Source organism: Pedobacter jeongneungensis, assembly GCF_000633455.1.
Taxonomy (GTDB): domain Bacteria; phylum Bacteroidota; class Bacteroidia; order Sphingobacteriales; family Sphingobacteriaceae; genus Pedobacter; species Pedobacter jeongneungensis_A.
In genome coordinates this window covers 287,112-306,488 of record NZ_AYMG01000010.1, presented here as the reverse complement: position 1 = coordinate 306,488, position 19,377 = coordinate 287,112, and the positions used below count along the sequence as shown (strand labels likewise).

The 19,377-nt window shown below is 36.4% G+C and carries 20 protein-coding genes; 16 read left to right on the top strand and 4 right to left on the bottom strand.

What is annotated here, in order from left to right:
- Positions 1-29: 29 nt before the first annotated feature.
- Positions 30-725: a hypothetical protein gene (locus U859_RS0109715; RefSeq protein ID WP_025143190.1), complete on the bottom strand. Its 696-nt coding sequence runs from the start codon at positions 723-725 to the stop codon at positions 30-32.
- Positions 726-1,127: 402 nt separating this feature from the next.
- Between U859_RS0109715 and U859_RS0109705 the strand changes: the two genes are divergently transcribed.
- The 15 genes from U859_RS0109705 to U859_RS0109630 all read left to right on the top strand — a co-directional run bounded on the left by U859_RS0109705 (position 1,128) and on the right by U859_RS0109630 (position 14,183).
- A complete protein-coding gene (locus U859_RS0109705; RefSeq protein WP_051584672.1) occupies positions 1,128-1,754 on the top strand; it encodes a hypothetical protein in 627 nt (208 codons plus the stop codon).
- A gap of 6 nt (positions 1,755-1,760) precedes the next feature.
- Entirely contained in the window at positions 1,761-2,411 is a 651-nt protein-coding gene (locus U859_RS0109700) for a hypothetical protein (protein WP_025143187.1), read from the top strand.
- The gene (locus tag U859_RS0109695) at positions 2,390-3,175 is read left to right on the top strand and encodes a sensor histidine kinase (protein WP_025143186.1); all 786 of its coding nucleotides are present in this window, start codon (positions 2,390-2,392) and stop codon (positions 3,173-3,175) included. Before U859_RS0109700 ends, U859_RS0109695 begins: the two co-directional genes overlap by 22 nt.
- Positions 3,172-3,804, top strand: coding sequence for a response regulator transcription factor (locus U859_RS0109690; protein WP_025143185.1), 633 nt, complete (start codon positions 3,172-3,174; stop codon positions 3,802-3,804). The genes U859_RS0109695 and U859_RS0109690 overlap by 4 nt, the downstream gene beginning before the upstream one ends.
- 161 nt (positions 3,805-3,965) lie before the next feature.
- A complete protein-coding gene (locus U859_RS0109685) occupies positions 3,966-4,886 on the top strand; it encodes a glycerophosphodiester phosphodiesterase family protein (RefSeq protein WP_025143184.1) in 921 nt (306 codons plus the stop codon).
- A gap of 146 nt (positions 4,887-5,032) precedes the next feature.
- Positions 5,033-5,740 carry an ATP-binding cassette domain-containing protein gene (locus U859_RS0109680; protein WP_025143183.1) on the top strand — a complete coding sequence of 236 codons (708 nt, stop codon included), beginning with the start codon at positions 5,033-5,035 and terminating at the stop codon, positions 5,738-5,740.
- A 5-nt stretch (positions 5,741-5,745) separates the two neighbouring features.
- Positions 5,746-6,288 carry a hypothetical protein gene (locus tag U859_RS31005; protein WP_025143182.1) on the top strand — a complete coding sequence of 181 codons (543 nt, stop codon included), beginning with the start codon at positions 5,746-5,748 and terminating at the stop codon, positions 6,286-6,288.
- A gap of 224 nt (positions 6,289-6,512) precedes the next feature.
- Positions 6,513-7,052, top strand: coding sequence for a hypothetical protein (locus U859_RS0109670; RefSeq protein WP_025143181.1), 540 nt, complete (start codon positions 6,513-6,515; stop codon positions 7,050-7,052).
- A gap of 155 nt (positions 7,053-7,207) precedes the next feature.
- Positions 7,208-7,927 (top strand): porin family protein, encoded by a 720-nt coding sequence (locus tag U859_RS0109665; RefSeq protein WP_025143180.1) that lies wholly within the window; start codon positions 7,208-7,210, stop codon positions 7,925-7,927.
- A 401-nt stretch (positions 7,928-8,328) separates the two neighbouring features.
- Positions 8,329-9,054, top strand: coding sequence for a gliding motility-associated ABC transporter permease subunit GldF (gene gldF / locus U859_RS0109655; RefSeq protein WP_025143178.1), 726 nt, complete (start codon positions 8,329-8,331; stop codon positions 9,052-9,054).
- Positions 9,054-10,739, top strand: a complete 1,686-nt coding sequence (gene gldG / locus U859_RS0109650) for a gliding motility-associated ABC transporter substrate-binding protein GldG (protein WP_029985605.1) — start codon at positions 9,054-9,056, stop codon at positions 10,737-10,739. The genes gldF and gldG overlap by 1 nt, the downstream gene beginning before the upstream one ends.
- A gap of 33 nt (positions 10,740-10,772) precedes the next feature.
- Positions 10,773-11,897 (top strand): DNA polymerase III subunit beta, encoded by a 1,125-nt coding sequence (gene dnaN, locus U859_RS0109645; protein WP_025143176.1) that lies wholly within the window; start codon positions 10,773-10,775, stop codon positions 11,895-11,897.
- Between the two features lie 82 nt (positions 11,898-11,979).
- Positions 11,980-12,657: a DUF4397 domain-containing protein gene (locus U859_RS0109640; RefSeq protein WP_025143175.1), complete on the top strand. Its 678-nt coding sequence runs from the start codon at positions 11,980-11,982 to the stop codon at positions 12,655-12,657.
- A gap of 117 nt (positions 12,658-12,774) precedes the next feature.
- On the top strand, positions 12,775-13,431 hold the full coding sequence (locus U859_RS0109635; protein WP_162799909.1) for a DUF4397 domain-containing protein: 657 nt from the start codon (positions 12,775-12,777) through the stop codon (positions 13,429-13,431).
- Between the two features lie 65 nt (positions 13,432-13,496).
- Positions 13,497-14,183 carry a DedA family protein gene (locus U859_RS0109630; protein ID WP_025143173.1) on the top strand — a complete coding sequence of 229 codons (687 nt, stop codon included), beginning with the start codon at positions 13,497-13,499 and terminating at the stop codon, positions 14,181-14,183.
- Here U859_RS0109630 and U859_RS0109625 read toward each other — a convergent pair whose 3' ends face one another.
- The 3 genes from U859_RS0109625 to U859_RS0109615 are packed head-to-tail and all read right to left on the bottom strand — an operon-like array spanning position 14,184 to position 18,754.
- Positions 14,184-15,140: a zinc dependent phospholipase C family protein gene (locus tag U859_RS0109625; RefSeq protein ID WP_025143172.1), complete on the bottom strand. Its 957-nt coding sequence runs from the start codon at positions 15,138-15,140 to the stop codon at positions 14,184-14,186.
- Positions 15,141-15,189: 49 nt separating this feature from the next.
- Positions 15,190-16,422 (bottom strand): hypothetical protein, encoded by a 1,233-nt coding sequence (locus U859_RS0109620; RefSeq protein ID WP_025143171.1) that lies wholly within the window; start codon positions 16,420-16,422, stop codon positions 15,190-15,192.
- Positions 16,400-18,754, bottom strand: coding sequence for a DUF2339 domain-containing protein (locus U859_RS0109615; RefSeq protein ID WP_240183034.1), 2,355 nt, complete (start codon positions 18,752-18,754; stop codon positions 16,400-16,402). The genes U859_RS0109620 and U859_RS0109615 overlap by 23 nt, the downstream gene beginning before the upstream one ends.
- Before the next feature lie 178 nt (positions 18,755-18,932).
- On the opposite strand from U859_RS0109615, the gene U859_RS0109610 reads away from it, so the two are divergent.
- Positions 18,933-19,376 carry a DUF4395 domain-containing protein gene (locus tag U859_RS0109610; RefSeq protein ID WP_025143169.1) on the top strand — a complete coding sequence of 148 codons (444 nt, stop codon included), beginning with the start codon at positions 18,933-18,935 and terminating at the stop codon, positions 19,374-19,376.
- Position 19,377 lies beyond the last annotated feature (1 nt).

Genomic DNA, 19,377 nt, shown 5'->3' with positions numbered 1-19,377 from the left:
ATATGATTTTTATTAAGCTAATTTTTTATCTATTTATTTGTTAAAATTGAAGCAGAATGGCTTTCGAGTTTGTTCGAATAAGCTTTTGCTGTTTTACACTTTAAGAAAAGGTAGGATGATTTTATATCCATTTTTCCGTTGGTATGTATTACTAAATTTCTGCCTTTAATAAGATCGGTACCAGAATTAACGGTTAGCGTGGCATTAGTATTAATGATGATGTCATCTAATGCAAAATATACTACATTAAATCCTAGACGCGGATTCCTTAATAAATTCATTGTCATTTTATATGCGTGTATGGCTTCAAAGTCATCCCATAAAATCTGTTTGCCATGATGATTGGTAAGTAGTTTCGCTAACTGAAAATTGCTTTTCCTTCTTATGTTTTTGAACTGGGTTTGCAACGAATGCTCAACATGATCGTGACATTTACAATCACTATGTTTTGAAAAGTTATAGTCTTTTTTTGCAATTGCTAAAGATTCATCATCATCATCAGAAATGGCTTTTAAAACACTTTCCTTGCTTAAACCTTGTGGAATTATACTCAATTCTTGTAGGTCTTCAAATGATTTAATAGATACATAATGTAAAGCATCTGAAAACATTTTTTCATTTGGACCGATTGTAATGTGGCTGTTTTCTTTAACTTCCAGGGTAATTGATTTTATCCTCTGTAGTTCCTTTACTGAGATTAATTTTCTTTCTTTAAAATTTTCCATGATTTTAGATTTTATTTAACGGCAAATAATAATTGGTGTGATTTGTTTAATAGACTAATGGCACTATTATTCTAAGAGGTTTCAGATTTCCTGTGTACGCTACTTTTTCTTCTTTTTTCAAGGTTTTTGACATCGTTTTTAGGTTTTAAATACTGCCTACTTTATTCAGGATTTTCGGCTTGTTCCTTTTGTATTTCGTGGTGTTAAACACTAACCAAAATTGAAGTAACGGCGTTAGAAAAACCTTAGGTAAAGCACTAAAAACCAGTAGTAAATGCAACAAAATAAAATGCAGTAAAAACAACATTGAAATATGGGGAAAACCCCATCTGTTATCGTTAAAAGTTTTATCACTTTTGATAATTAACATTAACTTTAATCAGAACCAAACAAATCATGAACATGAAAGATTTCCTTATTTATGCCATCGTATTTTTATTCGGGGTATTAGTACTTTATCTGGTACAAAAACTGATCGGTTTAATTAAAACTGAGGATAGGAGCCAGCCTAATACAATGGATACCCGAACAATTAAACAGATGGTTGATCAGTACCGTAACAACCATTTGGATGCCATTAACAGCACTTTGGGTTTAAATGATGCCCATTCGGTTTCATTTAGTTTAAAAACACTTAAAAAATTTATTACCGATATAGAATACCAAACCAAAAAGAGAAATCCGGGGATTGGTATAGGTGCCCTGGGCGTACGTTTCTATTACGCCGCATATCCTAAAGAAAGTGAATGGGACGAAAATGAAAAAACGATAGGAAAAGATTATGCCCGGAAACATACAATTGTGATGATCCCAACCTTAAAAAAGAAAATCAACAATGGAAGTTGCCAGGATTATGATTTTAATCCTTTAGATGAGTCTACCTATTTAATAGATGATCGCGAAAAACAACGTCCGGTTGCAATGATGGCGATGGATGCTGATAACAGTGATGGTCAGTCGAGGCAGGTAATGGCACAAAACCATGGGCAATTGATTCCTCCAGCCGAGGCAGTTCAAGAAACTTATTAGTAAAATATGTCGGGTTTTCAAACATTTTTAAGCAATGCACTCCTGTTGGTAGAAGGATTAGCGGCGATAATTTCCATTTTTTATTACTATAAAAACGCGGCAAATAACCTTTGGAAGTATTTTGTGTTTTACCTGGGCTTTATTTTTGTATGCGAGCTTTTTGGTAAGTATGGTGAAAATTGGATCACCTTCTCCAAGGCGCAGTTTTATAATTATTTAGTAATTCCTTTGCAGTTTTTCTTTTTCTACTGGCTGTATGCTGTAAAATCTTTAAAGAAAAGAGGTTTATTCATCATTCTTTCTTTGTTGTATTTAATTTCCTTTATCCCAAGCGAATTTTACTTTAAAGGAAGTAAGATCATCTTTTCATTTAATTACACTTTTGGTAGTCTTATTTTGATGGTTTTAGTGCTGATGGAATATTATAAACAGATTACCTCTGCTGATATCATCAATTTTAACAAAAATAGAATGTTCTATATTAATTTGGGCGTAACATTGTTTTACATTGGTACTTTACCATTTTGGACCTTCTATTACTTATTGGTAAAATACCTTCCAATTTGGAATGTTTATTTTGACTATTTCCTCATTTCCGGTATCGTTATGTACATATTATTCTCAATTTCATTTATATGGGGAAAACAGAACTCTTAATTACCATTATCCTGTTTAACCTGTTTTTTGTGCTGTTTGTGGTGGCCGTTATGGTTTATATCAAAAAATATAAACAGCGAAAAAGGGAGTACCTGAAGGAAATCGAGATTACGAACGAAATCCACCAAAAAGAACTTTTAACTACACAGTTAGAAATACAACAGGCCACCATGCAGCAGATCGGGCGTGAGTTACATGATAATATCGGGCAAAAATTAACCTTAGTAAGCCTTTATACGCAGCAGCTGGTGTATGAAAATAAAGTGCCACAGGAAAATGAAAGAATAGAACAGATTTATCAGATCATCAATTCATCATTGCAGGATCTAAGGAGTTTGTCGAAAAACCTCACCAACGATAATGTAATTGAAAATGAATTGGTAACTTTAATACAAGAAGAAGTAAACCATATTAATGCTTTAAAAAGGTGTAAAGTAACTTTTGAACATAATTTCGAACATATTGAGCTGGAGTTTGTAAAAAAGAACGTGTTGTTGAGGATTACGCAGGAATTTCTTCAGAATAGTTTAAAACACGCACATTGTAGTAACATCTCCATCAGGTTAAAATCGTCTCCCGAGTTTTTTTTAGCATTACGTATACAGGATGATGGCGTGGGTTTCGATTATGCTAAGTTAACGGCAGATGGCATTGGATTAAAAAACATGAAAAAAAGAGCCGAAATAATTGGTGGGCATTTTAATGTGCAGAGTAAACCCAATTTCGGTACCACACTTACCATTTTACTAGATAAACAATCATGAAAAAAACAATAGTTGTTGTTGATGATCATATCCTTATCGCGAAAGCGCTTCAGGGCATTATTAATAACTTTGCAGCGTTTGAGGTGATTTATGTATGTGAAAACGGGAAAGACCTGATTGATAAATTCGAAAGCAATTGTAAACTCCCGGATATGATCCTTTTAGATATCAGTATGCCTATAATGGATGGCTTTGAAACTGTAAGTTGGTTAAAAGAACATTATCCGGATATAAAAGTAATGGCGCTGAGCATGCAGGGAGAAGAAAAAAGTGTAATAAAAATGGTAAGCAACGGTGCAACGAGTTATCTGCTGAAAAATGCACATCCTGCAGAACTCGAAAATGCGCTGACCAGGTTAAATGCCAATGGCTTTTTTTATCCCGATTGGGCATCAAAAATTATCTTCTCCAGTTTAAATAAAACAAAGGATAATGAAATTAAAATCTCAGATCGTGAAAAAGAATTCCTAAAATATACGGTTACCGAGCTCAATTACAAAGAAATAGCCGACAAAATGTTCTGCAGTCCACGAACGGTTGAGAGCTACCGCGATCAGTTATGCGAAAAACTCGAACTCAAAACCCGTGTTGGGTTGGCCGTTTTTGCCATTAAAAATGGATTTGCATAGGTTGGTTAATTGTTTAAACTGTATAAATTGGTTAACTGGTGTGATGATACGATTAACCGATTTCAACAATTAACCAGTTAACCTTTTGAACAATTAAACTATTAAGCATTTAACATTCCATTTTACCTCATCCATCTTCCATTTTTTCCTACTTTTGAAACATGAAATTCCATCACTTACTATTCTTGGTAGTCATTGCCGTGTTTAGCTCGTGCAAACCAGGAGAAAAAAGCCATCAATATATTAAGTTTAATACCACCGCAGAATTATACCAGTTCTTGAAATGGTCGCCTGAGAGCCGCTTTCCCTTAATCAGTGCCCATCGTGGTGGTCCAATGCCTGGTTTTCCTGAAAATTGCATCGAAACATTCGACAATGCAACAACCTACAACCCGGTAATTATTGAATTTGATATTGCTTACAGTAAGGATTCGGTAATGATAGTGATGCACGATGATCAGTTGGATAGAACCTCTACAGGGAAAGGACCAATTAGCAATTATACCTACGAAGAATTAAAAGCCTTTAACCTTAAAGATAACGAGGGAAATGAAACTAAATTTAAAATCCCAACTTTAGATAGTGTACTGAACTGGAGTAAAGGCAAGGTTTTATTAACCATAGATTTAAAAAAGAGTGTTTCTTATGCCAAAGTGATCGAAAAAATAAGGCAATATAAAGTTGAAAGTAATTCGATTATCATTACCTACACTGCCGACCAGGCAAAAGAAGTGCACCAACTGGCACCAGAATTAATGATTTCGGCCTCTGTGCAAAAGAAAGCTGAATTAAAAAGGTTAAATAGCATGGGCATCCCCAATAACCGGATAGTCGCTTTTGTTGGTGTTTCTGCACCTGATAAGGAATTTTACCTATACCTGCATAGCAAAGGCATCACCACTATTTTAGGTACCATGGGCAATATTGATAAAAGTGCCAAGGCAAGTCCTGTAAAAAATGTCTATTATCATCTTGTAAATAACGGAGCCGATATTTTATCGGGCGATAATTTGCCTCAGGCATCAGAAGAATTGGATAAATTCAGGTACAATAAAAAAATAAGTTCACCGCATATTAATTAGCTTGAACGTCATTGCGAGGTACGAAAGCAATCTTACAGCTATGATTAATGGCGATCGCATTAAGATTGCTTCGTCATTCCTCCTCGCAATGACGATATCTCTAAGCTTAACTATTTTGTAGAAAATTTGGGTTTAAACATACAACAATGAGTATTTCAGTTAAAAATCTTTCTAAACATTACGATCAGCAAAAAGCGGTTGATTCCATCAGCTTTGAAGCTAAACCTGGTCGTATTCTGGGTTTTTTGGGACCAAATGGAGCTGGCAAATCAACCACCATGCGTATGCTTACCGGTTATTTAGCGCCTACTTCCGGAGCAGCTGAAATTTCTGGTAGAAACATTATAACTCAGACTATAGAAGCCAAAAAACACATTGGCTATCTTCCGGAAAATACGCCGCTTTATGCCGATATGTATGTAAAAGAGTTTTTAAGTTTTGTTGGGCAAACCTATAAAGTCGAAAACTTAAATGCGCGGATTGATGAAGTGATTAAAATGGTTGGTTTAACACCCGAGCAGCATAAAAAAATCGGCATGTTATCTAAAGGTTATCGCCAAAGGGTAGGGCTGGCCCAGGCCATTATCCATAACCCGGAGGTTTTAATTTTAGATGAACCTACTTCCGGCCTCGATCCGAACCAATTGGTTGATATCAGGCAGTTGATCAAAACTTTGGGAGTTGCTAAAACTGTTGTCATTTCCACGCACATCATGCAGGAAGTTGAAGCCATTTGCGACGACATTATCATCATCAGCAAAGGTAAAATTGTAGCTAACGACTCATTAGAAGGTTTGAAAAAAGCTCACCAACAACAATCATTAGAAGATATTTTCAGAAAACTTACCGCTTAACCTTCATGCTTAGCCCAAAAATCAAAATTATACTCTTTGTCCTTTTATTTTCAAGTCCGGTACTCTTAAAAGCTCAAAACAGCGCTAACATTGGCATTGCGGCCGAAATTGGCTTACCATCTGGCAATTTTTCTAACCTTTCAGGAATTGGACTAGGCGTGTCAGTAAAAGCTGATCTTCCGGTTGCAGAAAGTTTTGCCCTAACCTTAAATGCAGGTTTTATGAACTTTTTTGGTAGGCGGAACCAACTTTTTAATGTGCAGGATTTAACGTACATCCCTGCAAAAGCCGGATTGAAATACCAACTAGGCGAAAGTTTTTATGCCGAAGGTCAATTGGGGGCAGCATTACCTTTAAATAAAAATCAGAAAACTTTATTTGCCTGGTCGCCTGGTATTGGCAACCAATTCAAACTTTCAGGTGGGAATAAACTCGATTTAGGCATCCGCTACGAAGCATGGACGGGTAAAAACAATATTGCCGGCTTAAACAAATCCGATAGTAAAGGATTTGTGGGAATCAGGTTCGCCTATTTATTTGGGCTGTGAAACAATTATTGAGTTTAATTGTTTGGTTAATTGGTCAAAAAATATAAACCTCCCAATTTTTATAACTTAATACAACGTTTTAGAATAAATTAATTTTAACTTAACAGTCAGTTAATCAGTTGTTTATAGTCGGTACTTTCTGTTTTTTATTTTATTTGTAACGTTTTTGGCATCATGCTTGTCTAAAAACACAAAATAATTAACGAACAATAATTTAAAAAACAATGAAAAAAGTATTACTATCTTTATTAATGGTTGCAGGCCTGGGTTTTGCAGCTTCAGCTCAAACAGAGGGCGCGGTTAACAAAATCAGTGTTGGACCAGAATTCGCATTACCAATTGGTGACTTTGGAGACGTTTATAGTGTAGGTTTTGGTGGTTCCGTGCAAGGCGAACTTAATGTTGCTAAATCATTAAATCTAACAGGTTCAGCAGGATATTTATCATTTTCTTATAAAAAAGAGATAAAAGATTTTTATAAAAGCTTAGGAGCTCCATTGAAAAATGATGGTATTATTCCTTTAAAAGTTGGTGCCAAATATTATTTTGGTGGTAATTTCTATGGTGCTGGTGAGGTAGGAGCCGCAATTGCAACAGGTGAAGGTTCGGGCACTGCTTTTGCTTATTCTCCAACTTTGGGTGCGTCTTTTTCTGTTGCTGATAAATCAAGCATCGATTTAGGCGTACGTTACGAAGGTTGGTCAAAAAATGGTTCTAACTTATCGTTTATCGGTATCCGTGCAGCATTTGCATTTGGTTTGTAGTCAAAACAAAACAACATAATTATTTCAAAGCCTCCAGGAAATTGGGGGCTTTGTTGTTTCTAAACTCCATCATTTCAGCGATATAAAAATAAAATTTATCAAACTATTGAATTAGTTTATTATCATTGTAGCGTTTTTGCCAAACAGGCAAAAGCATGGAAACTAAAAAACAATTCTCAAATCAGATGAAAAAATTAATGCTGTCTCTTTTAGCAGTTGCAGGCTTGGGCTTTGCAGCTTCAGCTCAAACCAACAATGACATCAAAATCGGGGTAAAAGCAGGTGTAACATTGCCAACCTTTGGTGTTTCAGGTACCGAAAACAATGGGTACGAACAAAAAATGAATACCTCTTTTTATGTAGGTGGAACGGTGGATATTCCTGTTTCGGATGTATTTTCAGTTCAGCCCGGCCTATCTTTAATTGGTAAGGGCGGAAAAACCGATTTCTATTATTATAACGCTGAGTTAGGAAACACTTATACGGCTACTGCCAACTCAAAAATTAGTACAATGTATATTGAACTTCCTGTAAACGCAGTGTTTAATTTTGCTCTCGGTAGCGGGAAGATTTTTATTGGTGCAGGCCCTTATTATGCAATGGCCATTAGTGGAAAAAATAAATCTACAGCTACGCTAAGTGGCGGTGGTAGCACCATAACCGATTCAGGAGAAGAGGATATCAAATTTGGAAAGGACGGAACAATGAAAAGAGGTGATTTCGGTGTTAATTTCTTAGCGGGTTACCAGCTAAGTAATGGTTTTAACATCCATGCTGGTTATGGTTTGGGTTTGAGTAACCTTGATTATTCGGATGCAAAGGTTTCAAAAGTAACCAACCGCGTACTATCTGTAGGTGTAGGGTTCTCTTTCTAAATAAATAAAAATTTTTTAAAGAGGGGGTATCATAAAGGCGATTTCACCTTAGATGCTGTCATGTTGAGCCTGTCGAAACACCTTAAAGCCGTATTTAAGCAGGTCCTTCGACAGGCTATAGTTGACAGATCCGAAGAAAAGTCGTTATTGCGAGGAGGTAAGACGAAGCAATCTTTCCTGTTAGCGATCCTTGCTAGAAAGATTGCTTCCCCGAAAATCGGGGCAGGCTGTCGGCTGAAAAAGCCTTTCTCGCAATGACGATGATATAATCTCTTTTTTTGCGACTGAAATTTTCTCAGGACTTCCGCTTAAGTTATTTTTTGGGTCTGCAAGGCTGGCATTTAATCAAGTCCTTTTAAATTTGCAGGAATAAATGGTTAACTTCGGCATTTTAATAGCACATGTACGCAGTTTTTAAACGCGAGTTATTCAGTTTCTTAAGTTCGATGGTTGCTTATATCACCATTGGCATTTTTCTATTGGTTTCAGGTTTGTTACTTTGGTTCTTTCCTGATACATCAATACTTGATTATGGTTATGCCGAATTAAGTGGGTTTTTCAGTCTTGTACCTTATCTTTTTATGTTCCTTATTCCGGCCATCACGATGCGTTCTTTTGCAGAAGAGAGGAGAGAGGGAACTTACGAATTGCTGGTTACCCGGCCAATCCACATCTGGCAGATCGTTTTGGCGAAATACCTGGCCAGTTTGGTACTGGTACTTTTTGCTTTAATCCCCACTGTGATTTATTATTATAGCATTTCAAAACTTGGTTTTCCGGAAGGGAATATCGATTCAGGTTCGGTTATTGGCTCCTACATAGGTTTATTTTTATTGGGTGCAGCTTTTACTGCCATTGGTATATTTTCATCAGCGTTGACCAAAAACCAGGTAATTGCTTTTGTTATTTGTGCCGCTTTATGTGCATTTTCTTTTTTGGGGTTTGATTACACCAGTCAGATTACTGCTTTTCAGCCCATTGAAAGTACGATAACCAATTTAGGCATTAATCAGCATTATACTTCCATCAGCCGTGGCGTTTTAGATACCAGAGATTTGATTTACTTTATTACCTTCTCTGTTCTGTTTTTGTTGTTTACCAAATTAATCATAGGAGGGAAACGATAATGAAGCAGCAGAATAAATGGATTAATTTTATTATCGCAATAGCTGTATTGATCGTTATAAATGTACTTGGTCAATATGTTTTTCACCGTTTTGATTTTACTTCCGACAAACGCTTTACCCTAAGTGAAAAAACAAAATCAATACTCGAAAAAAATGAAAAACCGATAATCATTACCGTGTTTTTAAAAGGCGAATTGCCACCTGCTTTTAAACGTTTGCAGGCTGCGGTAAGTGATATCCTGTCTGATTATAAAGCTTATTCAAAAGCAAATTTCAAATTGGTTTATATTGATCCTTTGGCGGGTTTGAGTACACAGGAACAAGATACAGTGATCTACAACCTGGCACAAAACGGCATCGAAGCAACCCGGACTACCTTAAAAACAGAAAGTGGTTCAACGGAGAAACTTGTGGTTCCGATGGCGATGATTGAAAGCAATGGTAAACAGATGCCGGTTAAGTTGCTTCAAAATTTCAACGTGGTTGGCAGCTATGAAGAAAATATCAACCGCTCAATAGAAAATCTGGAATATACCTTAACCTCGAGTTTGAAAAAAGTGATCAACGGTTATAATTCCAGGATTGGTTTTACAGAATCGAATGGAGAACTCTCCGATTTACAGCTGTACGATGCAAGGGCTTCATTAGCCAATAATTATGTGGTAGGTAGGGTTGATTTAAATACGATTACCAAAGAAGGGCTGGATAAACTTAACATGATGGTTATTGCGAAGCCTAAAAAACCTTTTACCGAAACAGAAAAATACAAGATCAATTACTTTGTAATGAAAGGTGGAAGGGTGCTTTGGAGTATTGATCAGGTTTCGGCAGAGTTGGACAGTTTAAGGGGTAGGGGCGGACAAATGGCCACGAATAATAACCTCAACCTCGACGACATGCTTTTTATGTATGGCGGCAGGATTAATTACAACATTATTGCCGACCCGGCGAATAGTGCCGAAATTCCGGTTTCAACAGGTGCAGCGGGAGGAGCGGGTCAAATGCAATTGCTGCCCTGGATTTATTACCCGATTTTACTTCCCGATACTATACATAGTGTAGTTAAAAATTTGGATGGCATAAAATCAGAATTCCCGGGTACAGTAGACACGATAGGCGCAAAAGGCGTAACCAAATCATATATACTAAGCACTTCGCCATATAATAAAGTATATAACACACCAAAGCCATTCAGCTTGCAAATGGTTGCCGAACAGTTAAATCCTAAAGAATTTCAAAGTGTTCCTCAAAATGTTGGGATACTGTTAGAAGGAAGTTTCCCTTCTGTATTTGCCGGGCGACCTTTACCTGCGGGTATAACAGCACCTTTTACCAGCGAGTTAACCAGTAAACCAAGTAAAATGATTATCATTGGCGATGGTGATGTATTTAAAAATCAGGTTTCTGAAAAAGATGGTTCTCCTTTTCCATTGGGTTTCGACCGTTATTCGCAACGGACATATGGAAATAAGGCTCTCTTGTTAAACGTGGTCGATTATTTTACCGATGAAGATAACCTGATTGCCTTGCGGAATAAAGAAGTAAAGATCAGATTATTGGATAAAGCCAAAATTAAGCTCGAAAAAACCAAATGGCAGTTCATAAATGTTGTGGCTCCCTTGTTATTGTTAATATTCTTTGCGATTTTTCAACATTATTACCGCAAATACAAGTACGCTAAATAATTTTTATATTTTTGAAGAAGACTAAATGATATCATGAGATTTATTGTATCCACATCAACTCTATTAAAACACTTACAAACTGTAAATGGTGCCTCAAGCAGCAGCACGGTTTTACCTATATTAGAAAATTTTCTTTTCGAAATTAAAGATGGAAACTTAACTATCTCTGCTACCGATCTGCAAACCAGTATGACAACTGCACTGGCTGTAGAATCAAAAGAAGAAGGTAAAGTGGCTGTTCCATCAAAAATTTTATTAGATACGCTTAAAACTTTACCAGATCAACCTATTGCATTTAATATTGATGACAGCACTTTTGCCATCGAGATTAGTGCCGGAGACGGTAAATATAAACTGAGTGGCGAAAATGGTGATGATTTTCCAAAAATTCCGGTTGTAGAAAATGCTTCTTCAGTAAACTTGCCTGCATCGGTTTTAACCGAAGCGATTACGAAAACCATTTTTGCGGTAAGTAATGACGAGCTTCGTCCGGCAATGACAGGTGTTTTCTGTCAGTTGTCTCCTCAGCATATCACTTTTGTAGCTACAGATGCACATAAACTGGTGAGGTACCGCCGTATGGATAGCAAGGCAGATAAAGCAACATCATTTATTCTTCCTAAAAAAGCATTAACACTTTTAAAGGCCGCTTTGCCATCTACAGATATCAATGTATCAGTTGATTATAATGCAACAAGTGCTTTCTTTAAATTCGAAAATATCAATTTGGTGTGTCGTTTAATAGACGAACGCTATCCAGATTATGAGGCAGTAATTCCAACAAACAACCCTAATAAATTAATTATTGATAGAGGATTGTTTTTAAATACACTTCGCAGGGTTGTAATTTTTGCCAATAAAACTACACACCAGGTAAGGTTAAAAATCAGCGGCAGCGAGTTGAATATTTCTTCTGAAGATTTGGATTTCGCCAATGAAGCACATGAGCGTTTAAGCTGTCAATATGACGGAGAAGACCTTGAAATAGGCTTTAATGCACGTTTTTTAATCGAAATGTTAAGCAATTTAAGTGGCGATGAAGTTACTTTAGAGCTTTCTACACCAAACAGGGCTGGTCTTTTAATTCCGCAAACTAACGATGAAAATGAAGATGTTTTAATGTTGGTAATGCCGGTAATGTTAAATAACAGTTACTAAAATCTACTATTATTTTAGTTTTCATAGAAAATGGCTTGGTTTTTGACCAAGCCATTTTTGTTTTCAACCAACTAACCATCCTATGAAAATCTATACTTATCTCTCAAAATCTCTGATTTTATTTATTTCCTTATCTGCAATTGGCTTAACATCCTGTAAAAAAAATGATGCGGGCGAGGTAGCTAAAGGGCAGGCGAAGGTTAAAATGGTCAATGCATCGCTGGCTGATGTGCATCAGGATGTTTATCTGGATAACGAAAAACTCACTACGGTTGCCTTAGCCTTTGGCGAAACCAGCGAATATCTAAAAGTACCTTCGGGCAGTAGAAGCGTTTCTTATACTGGCACTAATAATACCACTACAGATACATCTTTAAACTTTACACCATCTATTACCTATACCACCTTTCTGGTTACCAATAAAAAAGGTGAACTGGAAATTGTAAGTTACGAAGATAACCTGAGCAATACAGATGCAACTAAAGCAAAAATAAAACTCATTAACCTTACGCCTAATTTTACCACTGGTATAAATGTGATGGTGCAGGCAGGAACCCAATTTGTTAATGGTTTGCTTTTTAAAGAGGCATCTAATTATTTTACAGTAGATGCAGGTTTGAATTTAAAATATAATGTAGTAGGCTCGGGGAGTATTAAAACCATCGAAGCAGCAAGTTTAGAAGGCGGTAAAATATATACCATTTGGTTTAGCGGTACAACTGCGGCAACTTTAGATGCACATATTATCACTGATAATTAATTTTAATAAAATCATATCGTTTCTGTTATCTTTACGTTTTATTAGCATCAGCGATTTTATATGAAAAATACCCGTTTTATATTTCCCAAAATACTTCTCTTGTTTTTCCCTGTATTAATGATCTTTTCTTGTATAAAGAATGATAATTTCATTAAAGGGGATGCGAAGATCAGGTATTTCCAATCTGCTGTAACTGATACAACGCAAAACTTTTTCCTCAAAGGTGTTCAGTCGGGAGCTTCCACCGTTTATGGCTCTAACAGTAATTATCTTGTTGTTGCCGGAGATTCTAGCTATACCATTACATCCAGAAATATAAATACCGGGGTCGATGTTGCAAGTACCACTCAAAAATTTGATATTGGCGCTAATTATTCCATTTACTACACCCGAAAAACAACTACCAGTCCACCAGAATTAACTGTTTTTCAGGATAATGTAAAGCAGAGTCTAGACTCAGTAAAACTGACTTTCTTAAATCTTGGTTATACCCTGGGTTCAAAAGTAATTATTCAGGATGATGGAAAAGCTTTCGATACCTTTAACATGCAATATGGGGACAGAGTAAGCCACACCATCAAGTTGAGTAAAGCAACGCGGATCTCTTTTGCACTCGTAACCCCGGTTTCTACACAGCCTCCTGTAAATGCATTAGATTCGCTTCCTACCACCACGTCAAAATCAATTGCAATATCAAAAGGATTGGTTTATACTGTTTTGCTTGACGGTACAAAAAAAGGAGAACTTCAAATGCGCCTGGTTTCTTCTAACTAATTATTATCGCAATTTAAAGCATTTAATCCCTTTACTATTCATACTTTTGCCAAAAATCAGATAAATTGGAACTACTACAGCAGCTTTTAGATTTTATTCTCCATATTGATGTTCATTTAGCCGAAATTGTTAACGAATATCGTACCTGGACCTACCTCATTTTATTCCTGATTATTTTTGCCGAAACTGGCTTTGTAGTAACGCCCTTCTTACCTGGCGATTCTTTGCTTTTTGCAATGGGGGCACTTATTGCAGGCGAACATGAAACCGGCTTAAATATCTGGGTGATGTTGGTTATTTTAATTGTTGCGGCAATTTTAGGTAATACGGTAAACTATAAATTGGGAAGTGTTTTGGGCGCCGGTGTTTTTAAAGAGAAAAACAAGATTTTAAAGCTTAAGTATTACCACCAATCGCACGAATTTTTCGAAAAACATGGTGGTAAAGCGATTATGTTAAGCCGCTTCTTACCGATTTTCAGAACCATTGCCCCTTTTGTTGCCGGTATAGCTAAAATGCCATTTGGCCGTTTTACCTATTATAATATTATTGGTGGAGTAACCTGGATTTTCGCGCTGTTAATTGGCGGTTACCTTTTAGGCCAGATTCCGGTAATCAAAAACAACTTTGAGCTTGTGATCATCTTTATCGCTGTAGTTACTTTTGTTCCTGCCATTTGGGCTGCGGTTAGAAGCCGCTTTCAGCCAAAAAAGGTTGAAGAAATTATTGAGAACGAAGAGACTAAAGCATAATTAAATTTCCCGACCGATAAGTACTCCACTTTGATATTTCTTTTCGGTCGCTTTTTCTTCTTTTTGCTCATCAGGCAATAATGCTGTTTTGATCAGGTTTTTAAGCTCAGGCTGGCCGGCATCAACCCAGGCCGAATACCAGAATGAGCCTATGGTTAATATGGCTGCACGCATTTGCTTTTCTACCATATTGTTCATCTTATCATGATAGGCTTTTGAGTATTCTTTAGAATATTGTTTAAGCACTGTATTGTTGCGCTCTGAAAAGCTATACTTTTGTTTGGAGGGAAATGATGCATTTAACTCCGCTTCAAAATTCAAAACAGTATCAACTAAGCTATGGGTATGTTTAAGTACTTTCCAGGCCTCTTTTAATGGATCTTCGATGTAAATGGCTTTGCCAACAACAAAATTATAATTTGTAGAAAACAGTTCTGGTAAACGGCTTTCCCAGAACGCATGGATTCCCACCTGGTTACTGAGCTGGCCGTTATGATTTGCGGTGGTATGCAAAGGCACGTGAGCATCTCCAATGTAGTGGCCTAAGTCTGCTGAGTATTTTAAAATTTTGATCGAATCTCTTGTTTTAAAAGCCTTAACCAAGCTATAATAGGTACGCTGAATCTGCCATGGAACAATTCCATCTGTATTTAACTTTTTTAAACCATATTTGGCTAAAGCATCGTTCCATTTTTCGGGGATGCTATCGATATTTTTTTCGTAATTCTCCACATCAAGATAATGCCGCGGGGGTTCTAATGTATCCGCATACCTTCGTTTATCGGGATCTACAGCATGTTCGGTAATGTATTTGATGTTCTTTTTATAGAAACTGATCATGCTGGGGGGTAAAGTAAAAACAGCAAGATTGTTTATCCTTTGGTGTGCAAAGAATCCCCAAGAGGTACAAAGAAATAGCGGGATGATTAACGCAGATAAAATCGTTAATCTTTTCATATAACCTAATATAGGGAATTTTCTTTACATAAATAAAATGTCTAACATCTTAATTCCTCAACATTTTAAACGAAAACCAACCTAATAACGCAATAATCACGGCCATTAATACCCAAAGCCAGGCCTTGTTTTCGAACAATGGTTTTTCTTGTTTAATCGTGTAAGCTGGATTTTTCTGCTCCTGGCCAATGTTTACACTGGTTAAACCTAATGGGATTTTACTTTCAAATTTTTCGATCTCGTAAACAGGAGCTTCAACTTTTTCATTACCATAATATAAGGCATATTCGCTGTTTGGCTGATCGAACCTGGCAATAATTTCATATACATTACCTTTTAGTACAAGGCCACTTAAGCGTAATGGTTTATTGTCGTTATTTTGAATTGTAATTTTTATCCTGGAAGTAATGCTATTTGCAAAATGAAATTCAGGTTTTTCTAAAGAACTTATAATGCCTTCGTAAAGATTTGCAAAGTTGTACTGAATGCCTTTGTCGGTTTTAAAGCTATCTGTTGCATATTCAATTTTAAATTGACGGTAAAAATCGAAGTCGCTCTGTGCATTCAGCTTTAAATAAGATATTGGAACCGGATTTGCCAATACAACATCAACTATGGTTTCTTTTGTGGTAACGTCGTTTTTAATGTTGAATGATTGATATTTCAGCTCCTGATAAGTTCCCTTTATTGTGTCCGTTTTAGAAATTTTTGCTTCTGATAATTCGGGCTGAACAGGACTTTTTACTGCAATTCTGAAATATTGGTATTTCGAATCCGGAAAGCTCAGTTTGGTAAACTGGTAATCCGTATCATTGTTTTTAATCGATAAAATACGATAGCCTGATAAAATGGTAAACCATGATCTGTTATCATTGCTTCCTTCCAGATTTATTTTCCAATCGAAATTTTGCTGCTTAAATATCAGGTTGATCTGATTAATGACATTTATTTCCGGCGATTGAAAAGTATAATAATATCCATCAGGGTTAGTACTTTGATTTAATTGTTTAAAGGCAACATCGTGGCTCGTAATCTGATCAGCACGCTGTTTCAATAGATAAGGTACTTCAATGGTATCTTTCCCGTTTACACCAAAAATCCTTAGGTCATTAAAACCTGCATTTGCCTTTTTATACAAGTCATCTGGCAGAACCATCTTATGCCAAATGGTATTAACACCGGTAATGTTCCTTTTAAATTTATAAGAATTGGTTTGTGCATTTGCAGTTGTTATGCAAAGCAGAACCAATATAAAAAGTTTAATTTTTAGCTTCAACATCATCTATGATTAAATGTTTGTATTTGTTGTAAAGGAAAGAAATGATTAGCAGTAGCACGCCCAGCGAAACAAATACGATGGTTTTAGAGATGGTGCTCAACGCATATATATCGTAAAAGAAAAGTTTGATCAAGGTAATGCCAAACAGTGCCATCGCCCCAATACGCAGGTGTTTCTTGTTTTTGGCGAGTCCCATACTAATCAGGAATAAAGAAAAAATACCCCAAAGGATGCTCAATCCCAGTTTGTAGCTTGCTTCGGAGTGCGAAAGCTCTAAAATATTGATCAATTCGCTGCTAATAACCCACAACAGTGAAATGTAGAGAAGGTAATCGAACATTGTTCTGAAGTTTCTCTTCAAAAGTCCCGAGCGTTGCAGTTGATAACATTGCACAATCAGAAGGGTAAAAAAGACAATGGCGACGTACCTGATGCCGATATTAAATGTACCAATAGTAAAATATTTACTTTCGGGTAGTAGGTAATTGTCTCTTAGCTCGCTTAAATTATATAGTCCGAACGTGAGGAAGATAATAATAACAAAGATGTTAATGATGAGGTTGGCAATAGCCAATTCTCCGTTTTTTAGTTTTTTGATGTTTAAATAACTTAAAGCTGAAGCAAAAAATAAGGTGTAAATGTATGTCCAGGCTGTTTTTAAATCTTTGAAATTGTAATTGTATTCGTTAAGCGGATCGTAAAATTTAGTTTTTGGATTAACCGTAATCTTACTGAGTTCGAAAAGGTGGTTAAAGTATTTAGAAATCTCGATTCTAAAAGCAACATAGGTTACAAAAACCAGAATTGCCGGAATGGAATAACCCAATATCTGTCTCATCCAGATCCATTCTGCAGGCGTTTCATTTTCTTTTTTATTGATGCTGAACATCCAGAAGAAACAGGCTATAAATATGCATGCGGTTAAAAAGCCTACGTTGATGATTGGCGTAATGGTTATAGAATTCCCATCATAAATATCGTAATAAGTAATCCAATCTTCTAAAAGGCTAAAAAATGCAAGGAATATTAATGGAAAGGATAGTTTTTCGTAAATGGCAATCTTTTTTATACGGGCTAAATAAAATAGTACCGCAGCTTCTACAGCCCAGAAAATAGTAACCCAGCCACCATTTAATTGAACAGGCACGGCCATGGTAATAAAGCTGATAACCATGGCCAGGATAAGGTAAAACAGGTTTTTATCCGCAAGATTTTTCTTGTAGATAATCAGGCTTACCACGAAGTGTATAACCGCATTTGCAAGTGTAAATAAACCCAACAGCTCCACACTGTTTTTATTATTAGATAATATAAAATATCCTATTCCGTAATAGATAAATGAATTTAAGAGCAGAATCACCACATCGCTAAAGCCAAAAATTTCTTTTTTGCTTACTTTATAGGCAAGGTTGGTGATGTAAAAAGTGATAAAAAATACGGTCGAGAACAATAGTGCTAATCCGAAATAATTATATGAGTCGCTTAAATCAAGCCTCCACGAAACAAAAATGAGCCATGTTAAGCCAAAAGAAGCATAAAATAGCGGTTTCCAGTACTTTTTGAAACTAAGTACCATGATACCAATGTTGATGATGGCCATGTAGGTAAACAATACACCAACTTTCCCTGATCCGTCGCTTAGCAAAAATGGAACGGCATAAGCACCAACTAAACCAATATGGGCAATAACCTGCTTATTGTATTTAATGGCAGCAACAACAGTAAAGGAGGTGAATATAACCATTAAGGCAAAAGCCAGTGCCTGTGGAATGAGCGCATAAAAATCGTAAGCGGCGTAGGTGATAAAATACATAATGGCAATAGCCCCACTTACTAATACCGCAGAGAAATTTTCGTATTTGGCTTTGAGCTTTATAGCAAAGGCCATTAAGCCGGCACCAACCGCATAACCCAATATAATCCTGGTAAGTGGACTTACCATGTCATGATCTATGGCATATTTAGCGCCAATGGCCACACCGATAATTAAAATCAGGATACCAATTTTGCTAATCAGGTTTTCTCCGATAAATTTTTCGAAATCAGATTTAACCATATTTTCGCGGGTAAAGCGCTCGGCAAAATTGGGCTGTGGTTGATTTGCTGTCGTTTGAACGTGAGCCGGAACAGGAATGGGGCGGGGTGTTGCCTGATTTTGTATAACAACGCTCGGTGGTGTATTTCTTGGTGGGAGCGCAATTACAGGTTCGGCAGGCTTTGCTGGTGCTATGGTTGCAGCACCTGGCGATTGCAATGCTTTGACTTCATTTCTTAATGCCTGAATTTCGGCTTCAAAACCTTGTTGCCTAAGCAACAGGTTTTCGAGCTTGATCATGAGCAGATTTAATTTTTCGGAATTATCCATTCTATATCTGGTAGTGCGTAATTTTACTTTACTAAAGATAAGAATGAATTTGAATAAGGGCGGGAAAATTTAGTTATTTACCATCTTTCAGGTAGGGGCTGGGTGTGGTCAATTAAATTCCTTAAATTTACTTTCAAAATAGCATCTAATGGAATTATCTTGCCCGGTATCAGCTGAAAGAGTAAATGAAAATGTAGTGAGGATTATCGCCTTTATGGTAGCAGTGATTGCAATTACCTGTATGGTATTTTCAAACTACTGGGCAATTGTTTTTTTGATATTTGATTTTGCATTAAGGGCATTTACAACAGGGAAATTTAGCCTCCTGAAATTTATAGCAATTAGAATTTCAAATGTATCTTCAATTCCTCCGAAAATGAAAGACCTGGCACCAAAAAAGTTCGCGGCAACCTTAGGCTTTGTGTTTTGCCTGTTGATTACCGCGACATTTTTATTTAATTTTTATACAATTGCGCTCATCTTAACCTTTATTATGACAGTTTTTGCATTATTGGAGAGTTTATTTGCCATTTGTGTGGGTTGTTACATCTATTCTTTTTTGCAGGTTTTTGTAAAGAAGAATGAGGCCTAAT